General features: G+C 61.4%; 1 protein-coding gene. It reads left to right on the top strand.

Features of this window, described 5'->3' with window-relative positions:
• Positions 1–113: 113 nt before the first annotated feature.
• Positions 114–479: hypothetical protein (locus tag KVP70_RS33220; protein ID WP_217946709.1), on the top strand; the 366-nt coding region annotated here is incomplete at its 3' end.

The following is a 479-nucleotide window of genomic DNA, read 5'->3' as shown; positions in this document are numbered from 1 at the left end:
GCGATGATTTGCTTTAAAACGCGAAGTCAGCCGATCGCACCCACCTCGCGTTGTAGTGGTATTGTGCTTTTGGCCGCCGCAGAATTGGCGCGGTTCAGTAACAAGGTAGGGCCATGGGGCAGTTTCTTCTGGTCGATTCGCGCAGGCTCGACGGGTTCGAAGACCTTCATCAGGCCGTTCACGGCTCGCATGTCGACGTGATGCAGCGTGGGCGCGGACGGCTGCGGGGGAGATTGTCGCATATCGGTATCGGCGCTTTCTCGCTCAGCATCGGCGCGTTCAACCTCGGCATGCGCACGCAGCGCAGCTCCCGCGACGACAAGTTGATCGTGGGAATGTTGCTGGCCGCCGAAGAGCGCGTCGCCCACTGGTCGTTCGACATGCAGCGCAACGACGTGCTCGTGATTCCGCCGCTGCTCGAGCATGATGGCGTCTTTCACGGCGCGTCCGCTTACGCTGCGATGCGCTTCGACCTCAAC

Source organism: Duganella violaceipulchra (genome assembly GCF_019166075.1).
Classification (GTDB): Bacteria; Pseudomonadota; Gammaproteobacteria; order Burkholderiales; family Burkholderiaceae_D; genus Rugamonas; species Rugamonas violaceipulchra.
This window is presented reverse-complemented; position numbering and strand designations above follow the sequence as displayed.